Source organism: Pseudonocardia sp. (assembly GCF_029263155.1).
Lineage (GTDB): Bacteria > Actinomycetota > Actinomycetes > Mycobacteriales > Pseudonocardiaceae > Pseudonocardia.
Genome location: NZ_JAJCYB010000125.1, coordinates 22,188 through 28,312 on the forward strand (window position 1 = coordinate 22,188; position 6,125 = coordinate 28,312).

Genomic DNA, 6,125 nt, shown 5'->3' on the forward strand with positions numbered 1-6,125 from the left:
CCCGGTCGGGTGACGGCTGGGGCCGCTCAGATCCGGCGGTAGGCCGCCAGCGCACCGGCGAGCAGGTCGGCGAGCCCGAGCCCGTCGGGGGAGGGCAGGTCGCCGTCCTCGGGGGCGTCGGCCACGGCCCGCCCGCGGCCCTCCGGTCCGGCCGCGGGCCCACCGCCGGGGCCCCCACCCGCTCCGTCAGCGTCTGCGATCGCGCTCGGCGTGTCATGTTCCTGCGGGGCCACACCCGGCTGCGTCGGGGCGGTCCGGTCCGCCTCCGCTGACGCGACGGGCACCTGCCTGGCCGACGGGTCCGTCCCGGGCACGACCCCACCGTCGGCACCGCCGGTTGCCGGCTCCGCCGGGCGCCGGTGCCGGCGGCCGCCGCTCCCGGGCCGCACCACGACACCCGCCGGCAGATAGGGGCGTCGCTCACCGGACTGGCCGTGCCTGGCGGCCGGTCGCGGGACGGTGGCCCGCGCCTCGCGCGACTCCACCTGTCCGGCCGCACCGTTCCCGGCTACACCGTTCCCGGCCGCACCGTTCCCGGCCACACCGTTCCCGGCCGGAGCCGCTCCGGCCGCGTCGCTCCCGACTGTGCTGCTTCCGAGAGCGCTGCTGTCGAGAGCGCTGCTGCCGAGAGCACCGTCACCGAGCACAGCATCCCGGGTCGCTCCGTCCCGGACAGCCGTGCCAACGGCCGTCCCGGCCCCGGCCACGCCGACCCCGGCAAGGTCGTTCCCGGAGGCGTCGTTCCCGGAGGCGCTCCGCCCGGGGGCACCACCAGCGAGCGTGGCGGAGCCGGCCGAGTCGGGCCCGGCCACGTCATCTCCGGCCACGTCCTCCCCGGGGGCACCATCCCCGGCAGCATGTCGTTCGGGGCTCTTGCTCGCGGGCGCGGTCGCCGCCGCACCGTTGCCGATGGCGCCGTGTCCCGCGGCCTCGGAACCGGCGGGGCCACCGGCGCCGGCCGCCCCGGAGCCACCGGCGCCGTTGGCGGCCGCCCCGGTCTCCGGGACGCCGTTCTCGCGTGCGACGGTGAAGCTCCCCGATGGCGCACCCTCGCCGGAGGACCCGGACGGCTTCCGGCTCGCGGGGGTCGCCTGCCCGGCCGAGCGGCGTGCCGTCGGATCGGGCTCCCGCGTGGCCGTGTCGTCGCCACCGCGCGTGCCACCGAGCCGTTGCAGGACCTGGCTGCCCGCCGTCCCGTCCGCGTCGTGCACAGCCGCTCTCAGCAGCGCGCTGCCTGCCGCTGTGTCCACGACCAGGCCGTCGACGAGGTCGGGCAGCACGCGCTGCACCCACTCCGCAGCCGACGCGCGGTCCCGGCCGGAGAGGACCACCGAGACGGTCTCCGGACCGTCGTCCCGCAACCGGGAACGCGGCGGGAGCCGGTCCTCCAGCCGCCGGACCAACCTCCGGACGGTCGGTACCGACGCCTCCGCGGGCAGCCTCTCCCCGGCCATGGCAAGGTCGAGGACGACAACGCAGTCACCGTCCGTCACCGCCACGGGCGCATCGTCGAGCACGCGCACGGGATCGTCTCCGACCTTCCAGATGCGGTCCAGGTCGGCCAGCGCGGCGGCGAGCCAGGTGTCCGGATCCAGCGCGGCCACCTCCCTGGCCGTCCGGCCGGCATCGGCGGGGCCGCCGGGACCGGATGCGATCGGCACCGTGGGATCGAGCGGATCCTGCTCACCGGCTTCGGGGGTGCTGCCCGGGGTGCCCGTGACGTCCGCAGCAGCGCCGTCGGATCGCTGGTCGGTCCGGGCGACGCCGGAGAAGGCGTCGGTCGGGTCGAGGTCCGCCGGGTCGAGGTCCGCCGGGTCGACGCCCGCCGGGTCGTGCGGTGACGGGCCGGCCGTGAGCCCGGTGACGTCGACGGCCCGCGGTAGGCCACCGGGACCGGCTCCGCTCTCCGGACCGGTCCGGCCGGACGGCCACGTTCCGGTCGCCCACGGATCGACTGTAGCCACTCCCCCGACACTGCGGGCCCCGCCGGGGCCCACCTCGTTCCGCGCGGCGTCACGGGCCGCGCGACCCACCCCTGCCCACTCGCCCTCGGTCGACCGGGCGTCGCCTCGACCGCGATCCGTGTCCTCGCCCGCCACACCGGCCGGCGTGGACCGGCTGTGTCCGGGTGGTGTCGTCACGCTCGACGGCGCGCCACTCCCGGCCGGTACCGGGAGCGGCACGACGTCGACCGTCGCGGCGTCGGACCCCACGGTGTCAGGGCCCGGCGAGCCGATGCGCCAGAACGGCTCCGCATGCGCAATCGCAGATCGGAAGCGTGCTGCGCGGCTGCGGTTCCTACGATCCGCCTCGACCGCCTTTCGGATCGACTCGACCGAGTCGGCGGGCCGGTCCATCGCCTCGTAGAGCTCACCCAGTGCGGTACGACACACGTGCTCCAGGGCCGGGACGTCGCTGGCCGCGGCATCGCTCGCGGCCCGCTCCAGTTCGCGGGCCGCTGCGGGCCGCGGCGGACGGGGGTCGGATGCGGTCGCACGAGCGATGGTGAGTCGCAGCAGCGCGAGTTGGGGGGTCGGACGGGCCGACTCGACGAGCCGGTCCTGGAGCGGCCCGCTGCCATCTTGCGCCTGCTCCGGCCGGCCGGCCTCGATGAGCGCAGCGATCCACTCGACGGCGAGAGCCGCTGCGAGATGCGCGGACGGGCTGGGCGATTCGGGGGTGGGTCGGCAGCGGTCGAGCCGGTGCATGCCATCGACGGCCAGGGTGACGGCGACCTCCGGCTGCCCCGCCCGGCGGACGGCAGCCGCCCCGACGGCCTGCATCCCCGCCGCTCCGAGTTCGCCGCGCACTCCGCCCACGGACGCCCAGGCCGCCAGCCCCGGCGCCAAGGTCGACGCGGTCGTCGCGGCGTCCGGCGCGTGGGCGTCGGCGAGGGCGCAGCGCGCTGCGGCGGTGAGGACATCGGCGACGAACTCCGGTTCCGCCCCACGTGCCGGAATCGCGGGCATCAGCGCGCGCGAGGCGGTGACAGCTCCTGCATCGTGGGCGAGGACGGCGAGTTCGATCCGCAGCCGCCCGGCGGCCGGGGCGACCAGGACCTGGGCACCCCAACCCGGGAGCCGGTCCAGGACGTCGGCCGCCACCTCCCGGCCGTCACCGGCGGCGGCCGCGGCGTGCAGCCGCCAGCCCGCGGCGAGCAGCCAGGTGTCGCGGTCGGCCTCGGCGGAGGCCGACTCCATCCGGTACTCCGCGAGCGCCCGGGTGAGGTCGGGCCGGATCCACCTCAGCGACGCGGCCACGCCGAGAACGTCGGTCCCGCGCGAACGATCCGCTGCACCTGCACCCGTCGACTCCACGTGACCTCCCGACATGCCGGGCTCCCCCGGTCGAACCGGCCGACTCCACCGGCCGGGGGTACACCGGCGCTCAGTCGCGCGTGAGCTTACGATGGGTGACCCGGTGCGGCCGCGCCGCCTCCACGCCCAGCCGCTGCACCTTCTTGGCCTCGTACGCCTCGAAGTTGCCCTCGAACCAGAACCATGCCGCAGGGTTCTCGTCCGTGCCCTCCCAGGCCAGGATGTGGGTGCAGACCCGGTCGAGGAACCACCGGTCGTGCGAGATCACCACGGCGCAGCCGGGGAACTGCTCGAGCGCGTTCTCCAGCGAGGAGAGCGTCTCCACGTCCAGGTCGTTCGTGGGCTCGTCGAGCAGGATCAGGTTCCCGCCCTCCTTGAGCGTGAGGGCGAGGTTGAGGCGGTTGCGCTCACCGCCGGACAGCACGCCGGCCGGCTTCTGCTGGTCCGGGCCCTTGAACCCGAACGCCGCCACGTATGCCCGCGACGGCATCTCGACCTGACCGACCTGGATGTGGTCCAGTCCGTCGGACACGACCTCCCAGACGTTTTTCGTCGGGTCGATTCCGCCCCTGTTCTGGTCGACGTAGGACAGCTTGACGGTGTCGCCCACCTTCACCGTGCCGGAATCGGCGTGCTCCAGGCCCACGATCGTCTTGAACAACGTGGTCTTGCCGACGCCGTTCGGCCCGATCACGCCGACGATGCCGTTGCGCGGCAGCGAGAACGACAGATCCTTGATGAGCACCCGGCCGTCGAAGCCCTTGTCCAGGTGATCGACCTCGACGACGACGTTGCCCAACCGGGGGCCCGGCGGGATCTGGATCTCCTCGAAGTCCAGCTTGCGGTGCTTCTCCGCCTCCGCAGCCATCTCCTCGTAGCGGTCGAGCCGGGCCCGGCCCTTCGCCTGTCGGGCCTTCGCCCCCGAGCGCACCCACGCGAGCTCCTCGGTGAGCCGCCTCGCGAGTTTGGCGTCCTTGCGGCCCTGCACCGCCACCCGCTCGGCCTTCTTCTCCAGGTACGTGGAGTAGTTGCCCTGGTAACCGATCGCCCGACCGCGATCCAGCTCCATGATCCATTGCGCGACGTTGTCGAGGAAGTACCGGTCGTGCGTGACGGCCAGCACCGCGCCCGCGTAGCCGGCGAGGTGCTGCTCGAGCCACAGGACGCTCTCGGCATCGAGATGGTTCGTGGGCTCGTCGAGCAGCAGCAGGTCGGGTTTGCTCAGCAGGAGCTTGCACAGCGCGACCCGACGTCGCTCGCCTCCGGAGAGCTGGGTGACCGGGGAGTCCGGCGGCGGGCACCGGAGCGCGTCCATGGCCTGTTCCAGCTGCGAGTCCAGCTCCCACGCATCGGCGTGGTCGAGGATCTCCTGCAGCCGTCCCATCTCCTCCATCAACTCGTCGGTGTAGTCGGTCGCCATCTGCTCGGCGATCGCGTTGTACCGGTCGAGCTGTTCCTTGATCTCCCCGAGGCCTTCCTCGACATTGCCGAGGACGGTCTTGTCCTCCGTGAGTGGAGGTTCCTGGAGCAGGATCCCGACCGTCGCGCCGGGCGCGATCATCGCCTCGCCGTTGTTCGGGTGCTCGAGCCCGGCCATGATCTTCAGCACCGTGGACTTGCCGGCTCCGTTCGGACCGACGACGCCGATCTTGGCGCCCGGAAGGAAGTTCAGCGATACGTCATCGAGGATGACCTTGTCGCCGTGAGCCTTCCGGACCTTCTGCATGCTGTAGATGAACTCCGCCACGGCACCGATCGTAGTTCTCACCGAACACCGTGCTCCGCCCGGTCGCCGTCGACCCGGAGCCGGGCCCGACGGCACAGCGTGCGGCGGACCGATGCCGCCGGCCTGCGCGCCCGGGAACCGGTCGCGCCACCGGCCCCGTAGGTACGCATGTGCCTGTGGGCCCACCGCCTCCGCACCCACCGCGCGCTCGCCTGTGGCCCGTGGCCGGACCGTGTTCACCGCCCGGCGACCGCTACCGACTCCCGCTCGCCGCTCGGCGCACCGCCTTCCTCACGGTCACCGGACGCGCTATCCGAGCCGGAGGACCAGCTGCCGGTCGAAGCGGGGGCCGCGTCCTGCACTGCGGAACGGTCCTGCCCCGCCGCCCCATCCGGACCGGACCTACCGGTCCTCGTGATGAGTGCCGTGGACCGTGTCAGATCGGGACCGATGGCGTCGGCGTCGATCTCGGTGACCCAGCTGCGCCTGCCGTCCTTCTCATAGCTCCTGCTGTAGATACGTCCTCGCACCAGGATCGGATCGCCGCTGCGGAACGAGGCGCACACGTTCTCCGCGAGCCGACGCCAGCAGGTGACCGACGCGAAGAGCGTGTCATGGTCGGTCCAGTTCCCCGTCTCCCGGTCCTTGCGCCGCTCGTGACAGGCGATCCGGAAGCTGGTCACCGGGGTCCCGTCGGGCAGGTGACGCAGCTGCACCGGCGTCATGAGCGTGCCCGCGGCGGTCAGGGTCGTCTCGTTCATCGTGGCTCCTCGTCTCAAGTCGTTCGACGAGTTCGAGCTTCGGCGCATCCGGGGCGCGTTGCCAGCAGTCGTCCGGATCGGTGGATGGCGAACCACGATTGTGGACAACTCGCCGAAGAACGGCCCCTGCCGCCTTCTCGATGTCAGCAGCCTCTGCGACGATGGCCGGTCGGGCGGGCAAAAAAAGTGGGCCCCCGCCTGATGGCGGGGGCCCAGTATTGAGGTTTGATGTCGGCGGCGACCTACTCTCCCACACCCTGGCAGGTGCAGTACCATCGGCGCTGGAGGGCTTAGCTTCCGGGTTCGGGATGGGACCGGGCG

At 73.1% G+C, this 6,125-nt stretch carries 3 protein-coding genes and 1 rRNA gene; all 4 read right to left on the reverse strand.

The annotated features are described in order from the left end of the window. Positions 1–26: 26 nt before the first annotated feature. Positions 27–3,260 carry a hypothetical protein gene (locus Q1K26_RS26850; RefSeq protein ID WP_300019048.1) on the reverse strand — a complete coding sequence of 1,078 codons (3,234 nt, stop codon included), beginning with the start codon at positions 3,258–3,260 and terminating at the stop codon, positions 27–29. Between the two features lie 127 nt (positions 3,261–3,387). After that, positions 3,388–5,064, reverse strand: coding sequence for an energy-dependent translational throttle protein EttA (gene ettA, locus Q1K26_RS26855; protein ID WP_300019050.1), 1,677 nt, complete (start codon positions 5,062–5,064; stop codon positions 3,388–3,390). A gap of 215 nt (positions 5,065–5,279) precedes the next feature. Further along, positions 5,280–5,804 carry a single-stranded DNA-binding protein gene (gene ssb / locus Q1K26_RS26860; RefSeq protein WP_300019052.1) on the reverse strand — a complete coding sequence of 175 codons (525 nt, stop codon included), beginning with the start codon at positions 5,802–5,804 and terminating at the stop codon, positions 5,280–5,282. Positions 5,805–6,033: 229 nt separating this feature from the next. After that, positions 6,034–6,125, reverse strand: a 5S ribosomal RNA gene (gene rrf / locus Q1K26_RS26865); the annotation flags it as partial.

Coding starts and splice junctions, on each gene's coding strand:
- ssb (WP_300019052.1), bottom strand. CDS start 5,804: ATGAACGAGACGACCCTGACCGCCGCGGGCACGCTCATGACGCCGGTG.